18 protein-coding genes are annotated in these 20,563 nt (G+C 70.1%); 4 read left to right on the top strand and 14 right to left on the bottom strand.

Annotated elements, in window-relative coordinates:
• Nucleotides 1-19: 19 nt before the first annotated feature.
• The 5 genes from ACH34W_RS19495 to guaA form a co-directional block, all read right to left on the bottom strand.
• Nucleotides 20-913: a CDP-alcohol phosphatidyltransferase family protein gene (locus tag ACH34W_RS19495; RefSeq protein ID WP_395962325.1), complete on the bottom strand. Its 894-nt coding sequence runs from the start codon at nucleotides 911-913 to the stop codon at nucleotides 20-22.
• Between the two features lie 95 nt (nucleotides 914-1,008).
• Nucleotides 1,009-2,190: a glycosyltransferase family 4 protein gene (locus ACH34W_RS19490; protein WP_395962324.1), complete on the bottom strand. Its 1,182-nt coding sequence runs from the start codon at nucleotides 2,188-2,190 to the stop codon at nucleotides 1,009-1,011.
• On the bottom strand, nucleotides 2,187-2,690 hold the full coding sequence (locus ACH34W_RS19485; RefSeq protein WP_395962323.1) for a hypothetical protein: 504 nt from the start codon (nucleotides 2,688-2,690) through the stop codon (nucleotides 2,187-2,189). Before ACH34W_RS19485 ends, ACH34W_RS19490 begins: the two co-directional genes overlap by 4 nt.
• Before the next feature lie 192 nt (nucleotides 2,691-2,882).
• Nucleotides 2,883-3,791, bottom strand: a complete 909-nt coding sequence (locus tag ACH34W_RS19480; RefSeq protein ID WP_395962715.1) for a LysR substrate-binding domain-containing protein — start codon at nucleotides 3,789-3,791, stop codon at nucleotides 2,883-2,885.
• 27 nt (nucleotides 3,792-3,818) lie between these two features.
• Complete coding sequence (gene guaA / locus ACH34W_RS19475; protein ID WP_395962322.1) at nucleotides 3,819-5,387, bottom strand: glutamine-hydrolyzing GMP synthase; 1,569 nt, start codon at nucleotides 5,385-5,387, stop codon at nucleotides 3,819-3,821.
• A 233-nt stretch (nucleotides 5,388-5,620) separates the two neighbouring features.
• Here guaA and ACH34W_RS19470 point away from each other — a divergent pair, with 233 nt between their 5' ends.
• A complete protein-coding gene (locus ACH34W_RS19470; RefSeq protein ID WP_395962321.1) occupies nucleotides 5,621-6,562 on the top strand; it encodes a zinc metalloprotease in 942 nt (313 codons plus the stop codon).
• A 12-nt stretch (nucleotides 6,563-6,574) separates the two neighbouring features.
• On the opposite strand, the gene ACH34W_RS19465 is transcribed toward ACH34W_RS19470, so the two are convergent.
• Nucleotides 6,575-7,312 carry a DNA alkylation repair protein gene (locus ACH34W_RS19465; RefSeq protein WP_395962320.1) on the bottom strand — a complete coding sequence of 246 codons (738 nt, stop codon included), beginning with the start codon at nucleotides 7,310-7,312 and terminating at the stop codon, nucleotides 6,575-6,577.
• Nucleotides 7,313-7,469: 157 nt separating this feature from the next.
• On the opposite strand from ACH34W_RS19465, the gene ACH34W_RS19460 reads away from it, so the two are divergent.
• A complete protein-coding gene (locus tag ACH34W_RS19460) occupies nucleotides 7,470-8,123 on the top strand; it encodes a hypothetical protein (RefSeq protein WP_395962319.1) in 654 nt (217 codons plus the stop codon).
• A gap of 89 nt (nucleotides 8,124-8,212) precedes the next feature.
• On the opposite strand, the gene ACH34W_RS19455 is transcribed toward ACH34W_RS19460, so the two are convergent.
• The 3 genes from ACH34W_RS19455 to ACH34W_RS19445 form a co-directional block, all read right to left on the bottom strand.
• Nucleotides 8,213-9,994, bottom strand: coding sequence for a GMC oxidoreductase (locus ACH34W_RS19455; RefSeq protein WP_395962318.1), 1,782 nt, complete (start codon nucleotides 9,992-9,994; stop codon nucleotides 8,213-8,215).
• A gap of 8 nt (nucleotides 9,995-10,002) precedes the next feature.
• Nucleotides 10,003-11,568: a succinic semialdehyde dehydrogenase gene (locus ACH34W_RS19450; RefSeq protein WP_395962317.1), complete on the bottom strand. Its 1,566-nt coding sequence runs from the start codon at nucleotides 11,566-11,568 to the stop codon at nucleotides 10,003-10,005.
• A gap of 65 nt (nucleotides 11,569-11,633) precedes the next feature.
• On the bottom strand, nucleotides 11,634-12,458 hold the full coding sequence (locus tag ACH34W_RS19445) for an SDR family oxidoreductase (RefSeq protein ID WP_395962316.1): 825 nt from the start codon (nucleotides 12,456-12,458) through the stop codon (nucleotides 11,634-11,636).
• 292 nt (nucleotides 12,459-12,750) lie between these two features.
• Between ACH34W_RS19445 and ACH34W_RS19440 the strand changes: the two genes are divergently transcribed.
• A complete protein-coding gene (locus ACH34W_RS19440; protein ID WP_395962315.1) occupies nucleotides 12,751-13,434 on the top strand; it encodes a TetR/AcrR family transcriptional regulator in 684 nt (227 codons plus the stop codon).
• 220 nt (nucleotides 13,435-13,654) lie between these two features.
• Here the strand turns inward: ACH34W_RS19440 and glpD are convergent, their stop codons facing one another.
• From glpD to guaB, 3 genes are all read right to left on the bottom strand, one after another.
• A complete protein-coding gene (gene glpD / locus ACH34W_RS19435) occupies nucleotides 13,655-15,394 on the bottom strand; it encodes a glycerol-3-phosphate dehydrogenase (protein WP_395962314.1) in 1,740 nt (579 codons plus the stop codon).
• Between the two features lie 82 nt (nucleotides 15,395-15,476).
• Nucleotides 15,477-16,586: a GuaB3 family IMP dehydrogenase-related protein gene (locus tag ACH34W_RS19430; RefSeq protein ID WP_395962714.1), complete on the bottom strand. Its 1,110-nt coding sequence runs from the start codon at nucleotides 16,584-16,586 to the stop codon at nucleotides 15,477-15,479.
• Between the two features lie 98 nt (nucleotides 16,587-16,684).
• Nucleotides 16,685-18,181, bottom strand: a complete 1,497-nt coding sequence (gene guaB, locus ACH34W_RS19425; RefSeq protein WP_395962313.1) for an IMP dehydrogenase — start codon at nucleotides 18,179-18,181, stop codon at nucleotides 16,685-16,687.
• Nucleotides 18,182-18,486: 305 nt separating this feature from the next.
• Between guaB and ACH34W_RS19420 the strand changes: the two genes are divergently transcribed.
• On the top strand, nucleotides 18,487-18,876 hold the full coding sequence (locus tag ACH34W_RS19420; protein WP_395962312.1) for a DUF5319 domain-containing protein: 390 nt from the start codon (nucleotides 18,487-18,489) through the stop codon (nucleotides 18,874-18,876).
• 43 nt (nucleotides 18,877-18,919) lie between these two features.
• Here ACH34W_RS19420 and ACH34W_RS19415 read toward each other — a convergent pair whose 3' ends face one another.
• Both ACH34W_RS19415 and ACH34W_RS19410 read right to left on the bottom strand, forming a co-directional pair.
• Nucleotides 18,920-19,774 carry a hypothetical protein gene (locus ACH34W_RS19415; RefSeq protein WP_395962311.1) on the bottom strand — a complete coding sequence of 285 codons (855 nt, stop codon included), beginning with the start codon at nucleotides 19,772-19,774 and terminating at the stop codon, nucleotides 18,920-18,922.
• Complete coding sequence (locus tag ACH34W_RS19410; RefSeq protein WP_395962712.1) at nucleotides 19,771-20,373, bottom strand: sigma-70 family RNA polymerase sigma factor; 603 nt, start codon at nucleotides 20,371-20,373, stop codon at nucleotides 19,771-19,773. The genes ACH34W_RS19415 and ACH34W_RS19410 overlap by 4 nt, the downstream gene beginning before the upstream one ends.
• Nucleotides 20,374-20,563: the final 190 nt, after the last annotated feature.

Here is a 20,563-nt window from a genome sequence, read left to right as displayed (position 1 = left end):
ACGCTGATCACGGGGCCGCTCAACGTTTCGCCTCGGCCGGCGGAGCGAACGTGTGCCGCTCGGCGAAGGCCCGGGTGAAGTCGCGGGTGCTCTTCCAGAACCGGTAGATGATGAGGCACTCGAAGGCGAGCAGCAGAAGGCCGGCGGCCGCGGTGACCGGGATGATCGCGCCGGTCAGCGGCCCGACGATGAACGTGGCCATCTGGAACTCGATGCCGCTGACCAGATGCATGCGGATCCTGCACCGCAACAGGCTCCGGCGGACCCGTTGGTAGCGGGAGGGCCCGGCGGGCGGCGGTCCGGTCCGCTTGCCGGCCTCGGACTTCCCCGCCTCGGACTTCCCCGCCTCGGACTTCCCCGCCTCGGACTTCCCCGCCTCGGGCCTCCCCGCCTCGGACTTGCCCGCCTCCTCGGACGCGGGCCTGCTCACCATCTTCCGGCGGGCCTTGGCGATCTGCGGGCCGTTGAGGTAGCGGATCATGTCGAGGGCCAGCACCGCGAAACCGAGCCAGAGATAGGCGACGTGCCCGGTGGCGGCGTACTGCCCGCCCGCGAGGCCCAGCGCGCAGAGGCCGTCCCGGACCCGGTCGAGCATGAAGTCCAGCCAGGCTCCGAACGGCGACCCCGTGCCCCGCAGGCGCGCGACCTTGCCGTCCACGCAGTCCAGCACGAATCCCAGGTGGTAGAGCAGCGCCCCGAGTGCGAGCCACCCGGAGGTGGCCTGCGCGAAGCACCCCGCCGCGCCCAGGCCGAGGGCGAAGGCGGCGAAGGTGATCTGGTTGGGGGTGAACGAGGTGCGGTTCGCGACCAACCAGGCCAGCCGGACGGCGATCGGGTCGACGAGCAGGACCGTCCACCACGCGTCGCGCTGCTTGCAGACCGCGCGAACGTCTTCCAGTGAGTACGTGGCCATGAAGCCCAGCATGCTGACCGGTCGTGTTCACCCAGGAACGCATCGCCATTACCGCACCGTCGTCTGACCCAGACTTGACCGGTGCGTGGGCGGATCTACGTGTGCGCGCCCGCGCCCTTGGGCGGCGCAGGGGGACCCGCCTTCTTCGCCTCGATCAGTTCGGCGAACAGCGCCTCCCACCGGCTCCGGATCGCGTCGGGTCCGTACCGTGTGGCGGTCTCGCGGCCCGCCTCGCCGAGGCGGCGCCGCAGCGGCGCGTCCTCGATCAGCCGGCAGAGTGCGGCGGCGAGGCCCTCGCCATCCTCGTGCGGCACCAGGAGGCCGTTCTCCCCGGTCACGATGATCTCGCCCGGTCCGGTCGGGCAGTCGAAGCTCGCGACCGGCAACCCGCAGTTGAGGGCCTCCAGGAGGATCATGGGAAAGCCCTCGAACCGTGAGCTCAAGGCGTAGATGGAGGACTTGGACAGCTCCCTGTCCAGGTGCTTGGTCGGCCCCATGAGGAAAACGTGGTTATAGAGATGGTGCCCGTGGATCAGCTTGCGCAGGCGCCCCTCCGCCTTGCCCGAGCCGTAGACGTACAGCCGCCAGTCAGGGTGCCGGTGGACCACCTGGGCGAACGCGGGGATGAGCAGGTCAAAGCCCTTCTGGCGCGTCAGGCGGCCCGCGGCGACCACGACCTTGCTCGAATGATCGGTCCGTGGCGCCGAGAGGCTGTGCAGCGGGTTGGGGATGTGCGCGGTCCTGACCTGGCCGTTCAGCGCCTGCTCGTACTCCGCGCGGTCCTTGCGGGTCAACGACACCACCGCGTCCAAGCGCGGGTAGTCCTCAAGGATCGCCGCCCGTACGCCGGGTTTGTAACGGCCCAGGTGCATGTGATCCTGCGCCACCCGTACCAGCCTCTCGGGTGCGTGCCGAGCGGCCAGCAAGTTGAGTCCTGGACGAGTGGTGACCAGGATCCCGTCGTCCAGTCCCTGGATGAACTCGACGAACGTGTCTTCGACGACGCGGGTGAAGGTCTCCTTGGCAGGTTCGCCGACCGGCACCTGGACGCCGGGTTCGCTGTGCGCCGGCTGGACCGGCCGTACCGCGCGTTGGTCGACGACATCGACCATCTCCACGCGGGGATCGATGGTGAAGTGGCTGCCGTCCCGGCGGCGCACGACGCTGGCGAGGCCGACCTCGTGCCCGGCGGCGGCCATCGCGTTGGCCTGGTTGATGACGGTGCGGATCGTGCCGCCCATGCCGTACGCGTGCAGCAGGACATAGGTGATCTTCATCGGGTACGCCGGCTTTCCACGGAGAGGTCGTTGTCGGCGCGGTAGCAGGGCCGGACCTTGAAGCGTTGCCAGCCCTCGACGCGCTGCCACGGGAAGGTGATCGACTGTGCCTTCGGCGGGACGCCACAGTGGCGGCCGAGGCGGAGCTCCAAGCACTCCCCGTCGTCCTCGGAGACCAGATGGACGTCCCAGCACGCGGCCAGGATCGGTATGGGCAGGGTGAGCAACTCGACCGGCACGGTCGCCTCGAACTTGTGGCCGGACACCGTCGCTATGAAGGGTCCCGGCGCGCGCCAGAACGCCCGGCGCACGCTCTGGAACGGCCACAGCACCCGGCCTCGCACCGTGGCCGGGCGGCCGGGCGCTCGCAGCGTCAGGCGGACTCGCCACAGCCGATCGGCGGGGACGGACGGGGGCAGGCTGCCGACGAGCCTGATCTCTTCGTCGCGTGCCCAGACCTCATCGAGCTCGGCATGCGGTTGCCTGGTCCCCGTCGTCATCGTGCCCTCTCGTCGGCGCATCAGTTGCCAGGAGTGAACCGCAGTGATTCGGTGCGCGCTGAGCTTTGTCAGCGCACTTACCGACAGCCGGACGAGAATGGCGAAGACTTTGCCGGAGGCTTGGGGAGACCCGACGCGGGCGTGGCCGCCCTTGGCATTTCAGGCGGGCAGCGCTTCAGGCGGGTGGCGCTTTCAGGCGGGCTGGACGCGTACGTGTGCGTCCGCGGCGGCCACGGCGGACCGGATGCTCTGCGCCAGGGTCTCGAACTCGTCGGCGCGAGGAGAGCTGGAGCGGTAGGCGAGACCGATGCGCCGGTGTGGTGCGGGCGCCGCGAAACGGCGAACGGTCAGGCCGGGGGCCCGCCGGGTCTCCACCGGAAGGGCGGTCTCGGGGACGAAGGTCACGCCCAGACCTCCGGAGACCAGCTGGACGAGCGTCGCGAGGCTGGTGGCGTACGTGGCGGCACCGGCGCGGGCACCCACTTCGCGGCAGACGTCCAAGGCCTGGTCGCGCAGGCAGTGCCCCTCGTTGAGCAGGATGACCTCGAGGTCGTTGAGCGCCGACCGCGGCAGGGGCTCGTCCGGGCTCCCCAGGTCATGGGCGTCGGGGGCCACCAAAGCGAAGTCCTCCTCGTACAGGGCGAGCTCGGTCACGCCCGGGGCCGAGACGGGCAGGGCCAGGAGGACGACGTCCAGCCGGCCCGCGAGAAGCTCGGCGGTGATGGCCTCGGTCTGCTCCTCGTGGACCGACAACTCCAGGTCGGGGAACTCGGCGGACAGACGCGGCAGCACGACGGGGAGGAGGTAGGGCGCGACGGTCGGGATCACACCGACGCGGAGGGGGCCGACGAGCGAACCGCGGGCGGAGTGCACCTCCTCCACCAGGCGGTCCAGCTCCGTGAGCACGAGCTCCGCACGACGGGCGACGCGTTCGCCCGCGGGCGTGAGAAGGACCTTGCGCGTCGTCCGCTCGACGAGCTGCGTGTCCAGGGTCTCTTCGAGAGCCGCCACCGCGCCCGACAGGGCCGGCTGGCTCATCCGCAGCGCGGCGGCGGCGTCACGGAAGTGGAGGTGTTCGGCGAGCGCCAGGAAGGCCCGCAGCTGGGCGACCGTCGGCCTGCTGATGGGTCACTCCCACTCGATCGTGCCCGGGGGCTTGCTGGTGATGTCGACGGTCACCCGGTTGATCTCACGCACCTCGTTGGTGATGCGGGTCGAGATCTTCTGCAGGACGTCGTACGGCAGGCGGGCCCAGTCGGCGGTCATCGCGTCCTCGCTGGTGACGGGACGCAGGACGACCGGGTGACCGTAGGTACGGCCGTCGCCCTGGACGCCCACGGACCGCACGTCGGCGAGCAGCACCACCGGGAACTGCCAGATCTCGCGGTCGAGGCCGGCCCGGGTCAGCTCCTCGCGCGCGATCGCGTCGGCGTCGCGCAGGATGTCCAGACGCTCCTTGGAGACGGCGCCGATGATCCGGATGCCGAGGCCCGGCCCGGGGAACGGCTGCCGCCAGACGATCTCGGGGGGAAGCCCGAGCTGCTCGCCGAGCGCCCGGACCTCGTCCTTGAAGAGCGTGCGCAGCGGCTCGACCAGCTTGAACTGCAGGTCGTCCGGCAGCCCGCCGACGTTGTGGTGCGACTTGATGTTGGCCGCGCCCGTGCCGCCGCCGGACTCCACGACGTCCGGGTAGAGCGTGCCCTGCACAAGGAACTCCACCGGCGCCGCCGCCGCCTCGCCGACAATTTCCCTCGCGGCCTCCTCGAAGACCCGGATGAACTCGCGTCCGATGATCTTGCGCTTCTCCTCGGGGTCGGTGACCCCGTCGAGTGCCGCGAGGAACCGTTCCTGCGCGTCCACCACATGGAGGTTGACGCCGGTGGCCGCGACGAAGTCCTTCTCGACCTGCTCCGCCTCGCCCTTGCGCAGCAGACCGTGATCGACGAAGACACAGGTGAGCTGGTCGCCGATGGCGCGCTGAACGAGAGCGGCGGCCACCGCGGAGTCGACGCCGCCGGAGAGGCCGCAGATGGCGCGCTTGCCACCGACCTGGGTGCGGACGGCCTCGATCGACTCCTCGGCGATGTTGACCATGGTCCAGTTCGGCCGGCAGCCCGCACCCTCGTACAGGAACCTGCGCAGCAGTTCCATGCCGTGCTCGGTGTGCAGCACCTCGGGGTGGAACTGGACGCTGTAGAAGCCGCGCTCGGGGTCCTCCATGCCGGCCACCGGGGTGACGTCGGTCATGGCCGTGACCGTGAAGCCCGCCGGTGCCTGGCTCACGAAGTCACGGTGCGACATCCACACCGACTGGTGGACGGGCATCCCCCGGAAGAGCACGCCCGGAGCCGTCACGGCGATGGTGGCGCCGCCGTATTCGGCGACCTCGGAGTTCTCCACCGTCCCGCCGAGCGCCTGCGCCATCACCTGGTGCCCGTAACAGATGCCGAACGTGGGGACGCCGAGGTCGAACAGCCCGTCCGGGACGACCGGCGCGTCCTCCGCGTAGACCGACGCCGGGCCGCCCGACAGGATGATCGCCTTCGGCTTCTTGGCGAGCATCTCCGCCGCCGGCATGGTGGACGGAACGATCTCGCTGAACACATGACACTCGCGTACGCGCCGGGCGATCAGCTGCGCGTACTGCGCACCGAAATCGACGACGAGAACGGTGTCAAAAGACTGGTCGACGGACACCAACAGCGCCTTTCGCAGGGCAAACAGGGTTTCGGCGAAGGACTACCAGTCTAGAAGCCTTCTCGGAGATCACGGTCCGCCCGGGGTGGGGATCACTTACAGCACGCGAGTAATAACGGTCAGCTTCCGTTCGACTGGGATCAGCTCCCCCACAGGGCGACTCTCTGGTACTTGTGGGTCACGCTCTGCGTTCACATCGTCTCCCGCCCGCCCCCGGATCCCCGAGGATCGACGTGAAGCTGCTCCTTGCCGTTGCCGCACTGGCGGTCGCGTCCGTGACCTCCGCGTCCGTGCCGCCCGTTCCGAAGCCCGCCGCCGAGAGCGTCACGGGCACGCAGGAAGGCTGCGCGCACCCGGAAGCCCGGGTCCGGCACGGAGCCCACTCAGCCCGAGAGCGCAACGAGCTCACTCCGGCCGAGGTCGTGAATGTCGAGCGCGAGCTGAACGGTCTGCTCGCGGCGCTCGGCACGAAGACGCCCAGCGCCGGCCAGACTCAGCGACAGGTCCCGAGCCGAATCTGGATCCCGGTCTACTTCCACGTCCTGCACGACGGTCCGCGCGGCAACCTGTCCACGGCCCTGATCAAGCGTCAGATCGCGGCGCTGAACGCCGCGTACGGCGGCCGGCTCGGTGGCACCGACACCCGTTTCACGTTCGTCCTGAAGCAGGTGACCCGGTCGGACAATGCCAGCTGGTACGACTATCCCGAGGCCTACGAGGGCACCTACAAGCCCCGGCTGCGCAAGGGCGGGCCGGGCACTCTCAACCTCTACAGCGCCGACCTCGGCGACGAACTGCTCGGCTGGTCCACGTTCCCCTGGCTGTACGAGAACGAACCCAAGATGGACGGCGTCGTCCTCCACATCGGGACCATGCCGGGCGGATCGATCAAGAACTATGACCGCGGCTTCAGCGGCGTCCACGAGACCGGGCACTGGCTCGGCCTCTACCACGTGTTCCAGGACGGCTGCGCGAGTCCCGGCGACCGGGTGGCCGACACCCCGCCCGCGCGCGACTCCACCGACGGCTGCCCGGGCAGCAAGGACACCTGCCCGGCCGCCGGCCGCGACCCGATCCACAACTTCATGGACTACGCCTTCGACTCCTGCATGAACAACTTCACGGCAGGCCAGGGTGCTCGCATGCACAAGGTCTGGTCTGCTTACCGCGGATGAGCTACGGGGCCCTCAGCGGGCCTTGTACGCGGCGAGGAGCCGTTCGGCGTCCGCCGGAGGGAGATGGCGGACGGCCTCCCGGATGGACACGCCGGAGATCGCGCCGGTCCGGGCCGTCACCCAGTCGCGGACCCAGTCCGCGTGGCCCTTCTTGGACAGCTCACGCAGGACCCAGCCGAGGGCCTTGCGGATGAAGAACTCGCGTTCCCCGATCAGCTCGTCCCCGTACGCGGAGATCCGGTCGAGATCGGGGTCACCGGCACGGACCCCCGCCAGCAGCGCCAGCATCGCGGTCCGGCGGATCCAGAAGTACGGGTCGCCCACCCACCGGTCGAGCACGGCGGCCAGCTCAGGGACGCGCACGACCAGGCCTCCGACGACCTTCTCCGCGAGGCCGTCGACATAGACCCAGCTCGCCGAATCCCTGATCAGGCGTTCGGCGAAGCCCAGGTCATCGGGGTCCAGCACGGCCACCCGGCGTATCAGGATCTCGATCGCCGACATGCGCAGCTCGTGGACGGGACGACCGGACTCGGTCATCGTCCACAGCGCCTCGGCGAGGGCGAGCAGGTCCTCCCGATCGGGCATGTCGCGGACGGCCGATACTGCGATCTTGCGGAGCGGTCCCATGGGCACACCGATATGGACGAAGTCGCTCTTGAGGTAGCGCTTCTCGTTCTCCGACCGCACCGGGTCGGCCTGGGCGCGCAGCTCCTTCTCGATGCGCGAGGCCTCCTGGGCGACATCCATGCCGGCCAAGCTACGCCCACATCACCCGCGCCGCCCGCGATCCGGGCTTAATGATCACACTCTGATCACGGTCGTACAAGTTTGTACTGTCCTTGCCCGCAGCCGGGCAGATGATCTTGAGTACATGATCATCGGCTGTCCACGAGAGGACTCCCCCATGCTCGGCCCACGGACCCGAGTCGGCGTGCTGGGCGCGCTCACCGCCGCGCTCACCGTCCTCACCACCACCCCCGCCATGGCGACCGGCACCACGTCCACGACCACGACGACCTCCACCACCGCCGCCGAATCGATCAACCCGGCCGTCATCCTCCCCGCCGGGGAGCGTCCCGACGTCGGCGAACCCTGGACCAACCGCTACGTCGAACGCGAGGTCTTCACCACCCCCTGCGGCGTGTACGGCCGCCCGACCGGCGCCGACGGCGGTATCACCGTCCGCCACCGGACCGAGTTGTTCGTGGGCTGGGACACCGCGCTGAAGTTCCCCACCCCGGAGAAGGCGGACGCGGCGTTCCGGCAGTACGAGGCGGATCTGATCACCTGTGAGGACCGCTATCCCGAAGACGGGGACGGCTCGGGCTACATGAAGGACGTCCGCCAGGTCGGCACCGCAGACGGCGTGCGTGTCTACCGGGCGATCTCGGGGGTGACCGGCTACCCCGGCACGCCGTACCAGTTCGCCGTCGTCCGCCAGGGCCGGGTGCTCTACGCCCTGACGCTGATGGACCACCGGTCGGGCGAGAACCCGCCCGTGGAGTACGAGGCGGCTGTCAAGAACATCAAGACCCGGATCGCCGCGTACTACCCGTGACCTGCCTGGATCGACCTCTCTGATCTCCCCAGTGATGCGCCGCGCGGCGGGCCACCCGCCCGCCCCGCGCCCGGGTCTCCGCCGGGAGATCAGGTGATCTCGGCGATGGGGAGGCGGAGGGCGGCCGGGGCGTCGACCGGGACGGCCGGGTTCTTCGGCGTCACGGCGGTGAGGCGCCGGTAGCCCGTGCCGAGCGTCGGCCGGAGGTCGTCCTCGCCCTTGTTCGGCCAGAACGACATCGCGCGTTCGGCCTGGGCGGTGATCGTGAGCGACGGGTTCACGCCCAGGTTGGCCGAGATGGCCGAGCCGTCCACGATGTGCAGGCCGGGGTGGCCGTACATACGGTGATACGGGTCGATCACGCCGGTCTCGGGCGAGTCGCCGATGACGCAGCCACCGAGGAAGTGTGCGGTCATCGGGATGTCGAACAGATCGCCCCAGGAGCCACCCGGGATCCCGTTGACCTCCTCGGCCAGCAGGCGGGTCGCCTCGTGGCCCTCGGGGATCCAGGTCGGGTTGGGCTCGCCGTGGCCCTCGGTCGCCTGGACATCCCAGCCGAACGGCCCCTTCTTGGGCTTGAGGGTGATCGAGTTGTCGCGCGTCTGCATCACCAGGGCGATGACCGTCCGTTCGGACCAGGCGCGCACGTTGAAGAGCTGCGCCAGGTCCTTGGGCCGCTGCGCCACCTCGCCTAGGAACTTCAGGAACCTGGGCCTGTGGCGCTCACCGGGACGGTCACCGTCCACCAGGAGCGTCTGCAACCCGGCCATCAGGTTGGAACCCTTGCCGTAGCGCACCGGCTCGATGTGGGTCTCCGGCGTCGGGTGGAACGACGAGGTGATCGCCACGCCCTTGGAGTAGTCGGGGCCGGGCACGCCGTTCTTGCGGCCGGCGCCCAGGATCGCCTCGGAGTTGGTGCGGGTCAGCAAGCCTAGCCGGTCGGAGATCGCCGGGAGCAGGCCGGTCGACTTCAGCTTGTGCAGCAGCTTCTGCGTGCCGTACGTACCGGCCGCGAAAACCACCTGCTCGGTGGTGAAGGTTTTGCGATGGCGGCCGAACGAGCCGGTCCGCACGATCTCCACCTCGTAGCCCCCGCCCGCCAGCGGGCTCACCCGGGTGACCCGGCTGAGCGGCATCACCCGCGCGCCGCCCTTCTCAGCCAGGTAGAGGTAGTTCTCGGTGAGCATGTTCTTGGCGCCGTGCCGGCAGCCGACCATGCAGTCGCCGCACTCGATGCAGCCACGCCGCCGCGGCCCTGCGCCGCCGAAGTACGGGTCGTCGCTCTCCACACCCGGCCCCGAGCCGAAGTGCACGCCGACCGGGGTCTTGACGAAGGTGTCGCCCTTGCCCATCCGGTCGGCGACCTTCTTCAACTCCACGTCGGCCGCGGTGGTCGTCGGGTTCTGAACGACGCCCAGCATGCGCCGCGCCTGGTCGTAGAACGGGGCGAGCTCGGCCTGCCAGTCGGTGATGTCGGCCCACTGGCGGTCCTGGAAGAAAGGCGCGGGCGGGACGTACAGGGTGTTGGCGTAGTTGAGCGACCCGCCGCCGACCCCGGCGCCCGCAAGCACCATGACCCGGCTCGCCTTGGCGCCGCGGATCAGGTGGATGCGCTGCATCCCGGTGAGCCCGAGGCCGGGCGCCCACAGGTACCGCGAGATCTTCCAGTTGGTCCTGGGCAGCCCGGGATGGCGCGAGCCATGCGTACCGTCCGGCCCACTGTCCGGCCCGCCGTCCGGTCCGCTGTCGAAGCGGCGGCCCGCCTCGATGACGCCGACCTTGTAGCCCTTCTCGGTCAGCCGCAGCGCGGAGACGCTGCCGCCGAACCCTGACCCGACGATGAGAACGTCGAAGTCGTGCCTGCCGGCCACGAGGCCCCCTACTTGATCCGCAGCCGTTTCATGACCTTGACGCCGGTGGCCATGAGGTCGGCGAACTTGTCGAACGAGACGTTGCCGGGCGGCTCCAGATCCATGAAGTGCTGGCTGGCGATGGTCTGCACCTCGGTGAACTTGAGGAGGCCCTCGGCGCCGTGCCGGCGGCCGACGCCGGACTGCTTGAAGCCGCCCATCGGCGCGTCGTAGGAGGCGAAGGCGGCGCCGTAGCCGTCGTTGATGTTGACCGTGCCCGCCTGGATCTTCGCGGCCAGCGCACGGCCGCGCGCCACGTTCTTGGTCCACACCGAGGCGTTGAGGCCGTACTCGGTGTCGTTGGCGGTGGCGACGACCTCCTTCTCGTCACGGAACTTGTAGATCGCCACCACGGGGCCGAACGTCTCGTTCGCGCACAGGTCCATGTCCGTGGTCACGTCGGCCAGCACCGTCGGCTCGTAGAACCACGGGCCGATGTCGGGCCGGGGCTTGCCGCCCGCCAGCACCGTCGCGCCCTGCTCGACCGCCTGGTCGACATGCTTGCTGACCACGTCGAGCTGCCGCTGGAAGGTGAGCGAGCCCATCTCCGGCTCGAAGCTCAGGTTGGTGCCGAGCTTCATGTTCTTGACGTTGTCCACGAACTCCGGCACGAACCGGTCATAGATGTCCTCGTGGACGTACATCCGCTCGATCGAGATGCAGAGCTGCCCGGCGTTGGTGAAGCAGGCGCGGACGGCCCCCTTCGCGGTCCGCTCGACGTCGGCGTCGTCCAGCACGATCATCGGATTCTTGCCGCCGAGCTCCATGGAGTAGCTCACCAGCCGCGGCGCGACCCGCTGGGTGATCGCCCGGCCCGCCCGGGTCGAGCCGGTGAACGAGACGTAGTCGGCATTGTCGATCAGCGGGTCGCCGACCTCCGCCGGATCGCCGACGACGATCTGCCACAGGTCCCTGGGCAGGCCGAGGGCGACCATCAGATCGAGGATCCAGAGGCTGGACAGGCAGGTCTGGGTGTCGGGCTTGTGGATCACGGCGTTGCCGGCCAGGAGGGCGGGGGCGATGTCGCTGGCCCCGAGCGAGAACGGGTAGTTCCAGGGGGCGATCAGCGCGACGACGCCCTTGGGGTGGCGCATCTCCTGGACGCGGGTGACGCCGGGCATCATGCCCTGGCGGCGGCGCGGCTTGAGCAGCTTCTCGGCCCGCCGGGCGTAGTGGAGGGTGCAGAGCGCCACGTCGAGGAACTCCTCCAGGGCGTGGCGGCGGGCCTTGCCGGTCTCCAGCTGGATGACGTCGAGGATCTCCTCGCGGCGCTCCACCAGCACGTCGGGCAGCCGCAGGAACGGCTTGACCCGTTCCCTGACCGGCAGCGCCGCCCAGGCCCGTTGCGCCTCCCGGGCGCGTTCGTAGGCCGTCAGGACGTCCTTGGAGCTCGACACCGGAAGGGTCGCGAGGGGCTCGCCGGTGAAGGGCGCGGGGATGGTGGTCTTGTCGGCGCCGTCGGCCACGATGTGGGAGGTCAGCCGCTCGATCAGGGCAGCGGAGAGCGTGCGCTCGGGGACCTTCGGAGAAGCCATGAAGGCAGACTATGACCGCCTGGACATTTTTCGCTACCCACAGGTAATGAGACGTTCCGCGCTGTTCAGCCCTTGCGCCAGTCCGCGGAGTCGAGCGCGCCTGCGGCCTGCGGTCCCATCAGGCCGAGCGCACCGTCGACGAACAAGGACGCACCGGTGATGTAGGACGCCCCAGGCCCTGCAAGGAAGGCGATGGCCGCCGCCACCTCGCGTGCGTCCCCCGGCCGGGCCAGCGGGTATCCGGGCCTGGTCTCCGGTCGCGGCGGCTCGTCCGCCTGGCCGGTCATCGGCGTGGCGATCTCGCCCGGCGCGATCGTGTTGACGGTGATGCCGTACTGCGACAACTCCAGCGCCAGCACCCGGGCGAGCATGCGCAGCCCGCCCTTGGCCGCGCAGTAGGGACCCGCGCCGACCCGCGGATACTCCTCGTGGACGCTGGTCACGTTGACGATCCGGCCGCCATGACCGGCAGCGGCCATCCGGCGGGCCGCCTGCCGGGCGCACATGAACGCCCCGTCCAGATCGACCGCCACCACCGAACGCCACTCGTCGTACTCCATCTCCAGCAGCGGGCGGCTGCTCCCGGTTCCGGCGTTGTTGACCAGCACGCCGACTCCGCCGAGTTCATCCGCCAGCTCGTCCACGACGGCGGCGGCCGCCACCGGCTCGGCGAGATCGTGCCGCCGTACGGCGGCACGCCGGCCGCGGGAGGCCACCTCGGCCGCGGCCCCACGGGCGCCCGCCTCATCGGAGTGGAACGTGATCCCGACGTCGAAGCCGCTTTCGGCGAGGGCCACCGCCGTGGCGCGGCCGATCCCGGAGTCCGCGCCCGTGATGATCGCCACCTGGTCGTACCCGGTGCCCGAGATCGGTGCCTTGAAATCGCTCATGGCCGGGCCCTTCCCTCCAGACCGGTGATCTACCTCCCGGCCCGCCGCGAATTCAGGAATGGACCTGCCAATTACCTAAGCGAACAAGCCATTGAAAAGACCAAGCATTGACCTATTTCCATTATGGGAGACGGGAACGTTCCATTTCGATCCTTCTCACGTAAGCAGCGGATTGACCATGACCTCTCGGTGTATTCCGGAAAGCGGAGAGCCGAACACGCCGTTGCTCCCCGGGCGTTCGCTGCCGCGCGTCCTCGGGGCGATGGTGCCGTTTCCGAGGAGGAATCGACGAATGATCAATGCCCAGGTGCAACCGGGGCCGGAGCAGGACGGACCCAGCGGGCAGGAAGGCGGCAGCGGCAAGGGACGGCGGCGACAGGAACGCCGCGAGCTCACCCGGACCGCCCTGCTCGGCGCCGCCGAGAGGCTCTGGGCCGAACGCGGCATCCACGGCGCCTCGCTCGACGACGTCGCGTCGGCCGCGGGCCTGACCAAAGGCGCGGTCTATTCGAACTTCGCGGGCAAGACGGACCTGCTCCTCGCCCTGCTCGAGCGCTACATCCGCGAACGGATCGGGACCGACGTCTGTGACGAACTCCGCGACGCGGACCGTCCCCTTGACGAACGCTTCGAGCGGGCCGGGCACGCCTACGCACGCCGGCTCGCCGGTGAGGACGCGCGGTTGCTCGCGCTGCTGCTGGTGGAGTTCTGGCTGTACGGCATGCGCGACTATGCCGCGGGCTGGCGCCTGGCCGACTGGTACGCCGAACGCCGGGATTCCATCGCCCGCGGGCTGAAACTGGGCGAGACCGAAGGCGTCCCCCGCAACGATCGCGCGGCGCTGGCGATGGCACTCGACTTCGGCCTGGCGTTCCAGCACCTCCTGGACCCCGACCGGGTGCCGGCGGAGCTCTATGCCGCCGGCATGCGCCTCGTACTGGGACACGCCCTTCCCGGCCCCGACACGGCCACCTAGGTCCTGTCTCCGATGGACCCTGGCCACGCACGCGAGCGCGCGACCGGGTCGTGCAGCGAGCCGAAGGCGAAGCTGCACGAGAGATCGCGAAGCGATGCCGCGCTTGCCGCTATCAGGCGTCAAGCGAAGCTTGTCGATTGATGGGTGGCGGGTGGGGCGCTGTGGGATGGCGGTTCGGGTCCGAGCCGCCAGGCGAGGACCCGAGGCCGCGAAAGCCGAATTAAGGAGTCGCGGTGGGAACGATGTCGGGGGCGCCCCGGCGGCTGGCGTCGGCTTCCTGGTCGCCGTCCTGGTTCTGGGAGTCGCGTTCGGCCTCGACGCGCTTGCGGTAGTACTCCACTTCGCGATCGGTCTGCTTCTTGGACCAGCCGAGCACCGGGGCCAGCAGGTCGGCGGCCTCCTTCGCGACGCCGAGACCGCGGTCCCAGGCCTCGATCGAGATGCGGGTACGGCGGGCCAGGACGTCGTTGATGTGCCGGGCCCCCTCGTACGCCGCCGCGTAGACGATCTCGGCGCGCAGGTAGTCGTCCGCGCCGTTCAGCGGCTTGCCCAGGTCCGGCTTCTCCTTGATGAGCCCCAGCAGGTCGTCCACGAGCGTCCCGTACCGCCGCAGCAGATGCTCGATGCGCGCCACGTGCAGGCCGGAGCCCGAGGCCAGCCGGTGCCGGGCGTTCCACATCGCCTGGAAGCCGTCGCCGCCGACCAGCGGGATGCGGTCGGTGCACGACTCGGCGACCTTGCCGTCCAGGCCGTGCGCGACGGCGTCGATGGCGTCCTTGGCCATGACCCGGTAGGTGGTGAACTTCCCGCCGGCGACGAGCACGAGGCCGGGCACGGGGTGGGCGACGATGTGCTCGCGCGACAGCTGCGAGGTCTCGTCGCGTTCACCCGAGAGCAGCGGGCGCAGGCCCGCGTACACGCCTTCGACGTCATCGTGGGTGAGCGGGGTGTTGAGCACCGAGTTCACGTGTTCGAGGACGTAGTCGATGTCGGCGCGGGACGCCGCCGGATGTGCCTTGTCGAGGTTCCAGGCGGTGTCGGTGGTGCCGATCAGCCAGTGCCGTCCCCACGGGATGACGAAGAGCACCGACTTCTCGGTGCGCAGGATGAGACCCGTGGACGAGTGGATGCGGTCCTTGGGCACCACCAGGTGGATGCCCTTGGAGGCGCGCACGTGGATCTGGCCGCGCCCGCCGACGAGCTCCTGGATGTCGTCAGTCCAGACGCCGGTGGCGTTGACGATCTGCTTGGCGCGTACCTCGCTGGTGGTGCCGGATTCCAGATCGCGGACGCGGAGCCCGGTCACCCGCTCGCCCTCACGCAGGAAGCCCACGCACTGGGTGCGCGAGGCGATCTGCGCGCCGTACTCGGCGGCCGTGCGCAGCGCCGTCATCACGAATCGGGCGTCGTCGACCTGCGCGTCCCAGAACTGGATCGCTCCAACGAAGGCGTCCCTGCGGAGGGACGGCGCCAGCTTGAGCGCCCCCTTGCGGGTCAGGTGCTTGTGGTGCGGCACGCCGCGGGTGCTCCCCATGGAGAACGAGAGCGCGTCGTACAGCGCCACTCCGGCGCCGAGGTAGCCGCGCTCCCAGACACGCTTGGTCGTCGGCAAAAGGAACGGAACGGGCCGGACCAGGTGCGGCGCGATCCGCTGGAGCAGCAACCCCCGCTCGGTTAGTGCCTCCCGTACGAGGTCGAAGTTGTACTGCTCCAGATACCGCAGACCGCCGTGGATCAGCTTCGACGAACGCGACGACGTGCCCGAGGCGAAGTCACGGGCTTCGACGACCGCCACCGAAAGGCCGCGGGTCGCGGCGTCGAGCGCGGCGCCCGCGCCCACGATGCCCGCCCCCACGACCACGACATCGAACTCCTCCTGTCCCATGCGGTCCAGCGCGGCGGTGCGTTCCGCGGGCCCCAGCCGTGAGCTGCCCAGTCCGGTCACCGGTGATGCCGTCATCGCGATTTCCCCCATGCGGGTTTGGGTCATGACGTGGCTTACCTACCCAACAGTAAGGAGGCCACCACTCCGAGGGCCACCCTCAGTGGGACTGCGGGGCGACCACGACCTGGACCCGCTGGAATTCCTTGAGCTCGGTGTAGCCCGAGGTGGCCATCGCCCGGCGCAGCGCGCCGATGAGGTTCATCGAGCCGTCGGCCACGTGCGACGGGCCGTACAGGAGCTGCTCCAGGCTGCCGATCGTGCCCAGGTTGAGGCGGGTGCCGCGGGGCACGTCGCCGTGGTGGGCCTCGCTGCCCCAGTGGTAGCCCCGGCCCGGCGCCTCGGTGGAACGGGCGAAGGGGGAGCCGATCATGACCGCGTCGGACCCGCAGGCGAACGCCTTGGCGATGTCGCCGCTGTTGGTCATGCCGCCGTCGGCGATGACGTGCACATAGCGGCCACCGGACTCGTCCATGTAGTCGCGGCGGGCCGCAGCCACGTCGGCGACCGCGGTCGCCATCGGCACCGCCACGCCCAGCACCGTGCGGCTGGTGTGGCCCGAGCCGCCGCCGAAGCCGACCAGCACGCCGGCGGCACCGGTGCGCATCAGGTGCAGCGCCGCGGTGTAGGTGGAGCAACCGCCGACGATCACGGGGACGTCGAGGTCGTAGATGAACTGCTTGAGGTTGAGCGGCTCGGCCCGCCCGGAGACGTGCTCGGCCGAGACCGTGGTGCCGCGGATCACGAACAGGTCCACGCCCGCGTCGATCACGGCCTTGTGGAACTGCGCCGTGCGCTGCGGCGACAGCCGCGCGGCGACCGTCACCCCGGCCTCGCGGATCTCCTCGATCCGGCGGCCGATCAGCTCCTCCTTGATCGGCTCGGTGTAGATCTCCTGGAGCCGGCGGGTGGCGCGGGCGTCGTCCAGCGAGGAGATCTCGGCGAGCAGGGGCTCGGGGTTGTCGTACCGCGTCCACAGACCTTCGAGATCGAGCACGCCGAGACCGCCGAGCCTGCCGATCGCGATCGCGGTGGCCGGGCTGACGACGCTGTCCATCGGCGCCACGACCAGCGGCATCTCGAACCGGTAGGCGTCGATCTGCCAGGCGACGCTGACCTCCTCGGGGTCGCGCGTACGGCGGGACGGCACGATGCCGATGTCGTCGAAGGCGTATGCCCGGCGACCGCTCTTGCCCCGGCCGATCTCCACCTCAGCAGCCACTGGTGCTTCCTCTCATGACTCCGCCGTGACCATGGATCCGGAATGACGGTTCCTCGGTCACGGCGGGAAAAGCCGACCTGTTCAGATTAGCGGCCCTGGTAGTTGGGAGCCTCGACGGTCATCTGGATGTCGTGCGGGTGGCTCTCGCGCAGCCCCGCCGCGCTGATCCGCATGAGCTGGCCGCGCTCCTGGAGCTCGGGGATCGTGCGCGCCCCGGCGTACCACATCGACTGGTGGAGGCCGCCGACGAGCTGGTGCGCCACGTTCGCCAGCGGGCCGCGGTAGGGCACCTGGCCCTCGACGCCCTCGGGGATCAGCTTCTCCTCGGCGCTGACATCGGCCTGCGCGTAGCGGTCCTTGGAGTAGGAGGCGCCGCGCTCGCGGTTGCGCATGGCGCCGAGGGAGCCCATGCCGCGGTACGACTTGTACTGCTTGCCGTGCACGAAGATCAGCTCGCCCGGGGACTCCTCGATGCCGGCCAGCAGGCTGCCGAGCATCACGGTCTCGGCGCCGGCCACGATGGCCTTGGCGATGTCGCCGGAGTACTGCAGGCCGCCGTCGCCGATGACCGGCAGCCCGGCCTCCTTAGCCGCGCGGGCCGCCTCGAAGATCGCGGTGATCTGCGGCACACCGACGCCCGCGACGACGCGGGTGGTGCAGATGGAACCCGGGCCGACGCCGACCTTGACGCCGTCCGCACCGGCCTCGGCGAGCGCCTTGGCTCCGGCGTAGGTGCCGACGTTGCCGCCGACCACCTCGACCCGGGCGTTCGCCTTGATCTTGGCGATGGTGTCGGCGACGCCCTTGGAGTGGCCGTGCGCGGTGTCGACGATGATGACGTCCGTGCCGGCCTCGATGAGCGCCTGGGCACGGCGGATCGCGTCCTCGCCGACACCCACGGCGGCGGCGACGAGCAGGCGGCCGTCGGTGTCCTTGGTGGAGTCGGGGTACTGCTCGCTCTTGGTGAAGTCCTTGACCGTGATGAGCCCGCGCAGCCGGCCCTCCTCGTCCACCAGCGGCAGCTTCTCGATCTTGTTGGTGGCCAGCAGGTTGAACGCGTCGTCCCTGGACACGTCCACCGGTGCGGTCACCAGCGGCATCGGGGTCATGACCTCGCGCACCGGGCGCGAGTGGTCGGTCTCGAAGCGCATGTCGCGGTTGGTCACGATGCCGACCAGGACGCCGCGCACATCCGTCACCGGCGCGCCGGAGATGCGGTAGCGGGCGCACAGCTCCTCGACGTCGGCCAGCGTGGCGTCGGGCAGGCAGGTCACCGGGTTGGTGATCATCCCGGCCTCGGAGCGCTTGACCCGGTCGGCCTCGGCTGCCTGCTCCTCGACCGACATGTTGCGGTGGAGCACGCCGATACCGCCCTGGCGGGCCATCGCGACCGCGGTACGGGACTCGGTCACCGTGTCCATCGCGGCCGACACCAGCGGGATGCGCAGCGAGATGTTGCGGGTCAGCCGGGTCGTGGTGTCCGCCTCCCCCGGCTGCAGGTCGGAATACCCCGGCAGCAGCAGCACATCGTCAAAGGTCAGGCCCTGCGGAAGGAACTTCGCGGACTCGGCTGCGGGGTTCATGACGACCTTTCCAGTAGTCGCGGCGGCATCGTGCGCTTTGTGAACAGTGCCAGGTCACGGCGGCCTGCTCCCATGGTAGGGCGTCGGGTGCCCTGGGCACCGCCGCTTGCCCGCGCCGTCCCTGCCCCCTGGGAGGACGACCCCCCAGATCCCCCGATAACGCCCGGGACGAGCCGCTGAATTCCCCTCCGATCCGTAAAGATTCCTTCTATGGGGCATTGCGTAACGGCGTGGACACCTGGCCGTTCGCGCTCGGAAGGGACAGGGGGTGCACTTGGTGGGGCATCGCGCAGTAGCGTGGGATCGTGCACGACGATGCTCCGCTCGATCCGTTCGCCGACGACCCCGAGGACCCGGCGGCGTCGCTTGGCGATCCCGGGGAGGAGATCGCCCCGCTCAGCGTGGCCGAGCGGGAGGACGTGCTGGCCGATCTGGCCGACCTGGAGGTCTTCCGGGCCCTCCTCGAACCCCTCGGCGTACGCGGGCTGACGGTCGACTGCGGTGACTGCGGCAAGCTGCACTACATCGACTGGGATCTGCTGCACGGCAACCTGCGGCATCTGCTCGACCAGGGGCTGCCCCGCGTGCACGAGCCGGCGCTGGCACCCGATCCGGTCGACTACGTGAGCTGGGAATACGCCCGCGGCTACGTGGACGGCGTCATCGACAGCGAAGAGGGCCGCGAGGCCGACTGATCGACCGAATGATCGACTGACGGACCGGCCGCCGTGCCCGGCGCTAGCGGCCGTGGCGGTCGCGGTAGCGTTCGAGCCGTTTCTGGGCCTGCCTGCGGATGTCGTCCAGCTTCTTCCGGGTGTCGTCCTCGTCGTTGGCCTTGGGCGTGGGCGTCTGGAAGGGCCACTCATCGTGCCCCTGCCGGCGGTTCTTGGGCGGCAACAGGTCTTCGAGCTTGCCCTTGAGGTCCTCGAAACGCCGGCGTGCCGGGTCGGGCTCGGGCCCCTTCGCATCTGGACGGCCCGCATCCGGACGGCCCTGAGCCGGCGCCCCGGGGCCCGTGACCGGCGTCCTGCCCGGCGAGGACGGGCGGCTCTTCGGCTCGAGCCGGTCCACCAGTGGTTCGTCGGACACCTTGGGCGTCTGCGGAGCGGGCGCGGCGTCACGGGTCAGCCCGCCGCCCGCGGCCGCGACGCCGGTGCTGGTCAGGACCACGCCCACGACTCCGAGGGCGACGAACGTACGGGAGCCGCGGCGCCGCCCGCCCGGGGCGGCCGGATCGCTCTCGCCCGCCTCGTCCGCGCCCTTGCCCGGCAGCGTGTCCGGCCCGGCGGCATCGCCGGTGTCGAGGCCCGCGTCAACGTCGGCGACCAGTGCGTGCAACAGGCGTACGGCGGGGTCACCGGATGTGCGGCGGCCAGAGATGCCGGGCGGCGGGGCGGCTTCAGAGGCGGCAGTGCGGCGGGCCGCCAGCTCGTCGAACAACGCGTCGGTACGGCGTACGGCACTCAGATCCGCCCCCGGCGACGGCGACGGCGGCGGCGGCGGCGGCGCGGGCGTCGGGTTCCCCGGTGCCGGGGGCGCACCGGACTTCGAAGGCTCGGCCGGATCCGGGGCGCCGTGGCTCCGTTCCGTCAAGCGATCGACTCCTCTCGTGCCATCGCGCGCAGCCGGGTCAGGGCCCGGTGCTGCGCGACGCGTACCGCCCCCGCGGACATGCCCAGCACGTTACCGGTCTCCTCCGCCGACAACCCCGCCACCACCCGCAACAACACCAGCTCACGCTGGTGATCGGGCAGGCGGGTCAGCAGATCGCGAGCGCGCTGCGCCTCGATGTAGCGCACCACGGTCTCCTCGGGACCCGGCCGGTCGTCCGGCCCGTCCGGAAGGTCCTCGGTCGGCACGGCCGCCCGCACCGCGCTGCGCAGCGCGTCAGCGATCTTGTGCGAGGCGATGCCGAAGACGAACGAGGCGAAGGGGCGGCCCATGTCGCGGTAACGGGGCAGCGCGGACAGGACCGCGATGCACACCTCCTGGGCCACGTCGTCGGCGATGTGGTACTGCCCGGAGACCCGGCCCAGACGGGCCCGGCAGTACCGGACCACCATCGGGCGGACGTGCCCGATGAGCACCTCGATCGCCCCTGGGTCGCCCTGGACGGCAAGGCTCGTCAGCTCTTTGAGGTCGCCTTCGTCGGCCTTGCTCGAACGGGCGGCGGCCGGGCGGACGACCCGCACCCCTCGCCCGACATCGGGAGCTGTCGGAGGGGCGTTCCCCCCCGAGGGCTCGGTAGCGCGCGCGGTCGTGGTCCCGGCGAAAGCTCCCTCGGTCACGAGAGCATGATGCCCAGCGGGGTCCAGCCTGTCTCCCCCGTCCACGACAACGGAATGGTCACAGTGCGGGGACGAGCCCTCTGATATGACGCAA

The sequence above is a fragment of the Actinomadura sp. 6N118 genome (assembly GCF_044326415.1).
GTDB lineage: Bacteria > Actinomycetota > Actinomycetes > Streptosporangiales > Streptosporangiaceae > Spirillospora.
Note: the sequence above shows the minus strand (reverse complement) of the source record. Positions and strands in the feature narration are given on the sequence as shown.